Source organism: Bacillus sp. LR--39 (assembly GCF_053613335.1).
The window spans coordinates 1-556 of sequence record NZ_JBSIOT010001394.1 but is presented as its reverse complement, the minus strand read 5'-3'; the positions used below and the strand labels follow the sequence as shown (position 1 = coordinate 556).

1 protein-coding gene is annotated in these 556 nt (G+C 41.4%); it reads right to left on the bottom strand.

Annotated features, from left to right (window positions below):
* Window positions 1-462, bottom strand: a 462-nt coding sequence (locus tag ACWHAR_RS30710; protein WP_452088888.1) for a class I SAM-dependent methyltransferase, incomplete at its 3' end; no start/stop codon positions are given.
* Between the last annotated feature and the right edge of the window lie 94 nt (window positions 463-556).

The following is a 556-nucleotide window of genomic DNA, read 5'->3' as shown; positions in this document are numbered from 1 at the left end:
TAAGTGTTCAGCGCTTTTCTCAAAGATAGCATGGACAACTTTTTTTCCGGCTCGGATTGGGGGATTTGTAAGAATAGAAGCAAATGTTTGAGCAGAATCAACGTTTGAAAACAAATCGCTTTGATAAATCTTAACGTTTGTTATTCCGTTTTGTTCCGCATTTTCATTTGATAGTTCTACGGCTCTCTCATTAACGTCAATCATGTGGATAGTCCGGTCTTTAAAGTCGCTGGCGAGCGATAAACCAATCGGGCCGTATCCGCAGCCTACATCCAAAATGCCGCCCTCAACCTCAGGCTCTTCAAAAGAATCAATCAGCAGGCGGGAGCCGAAATCAACTTCTTTTTTAGAAAAAACCCCGCTGTCGCTGGTAAACGTGAAATCTTTATTCCGAAGCCTAAAAGACCAGGTTTGCTTGTTGCTTTTTACTGAAGGTTTTTCTGAATAATAGTGCTCACTCATTATTAGAACCTCCTTTTTTCATGGCTTAAAGAATGGCAAAGAAAAAGCTCGCCTCATAAAAGCGAGCTTCCCCTACAGGTAAGTGAAGATTACT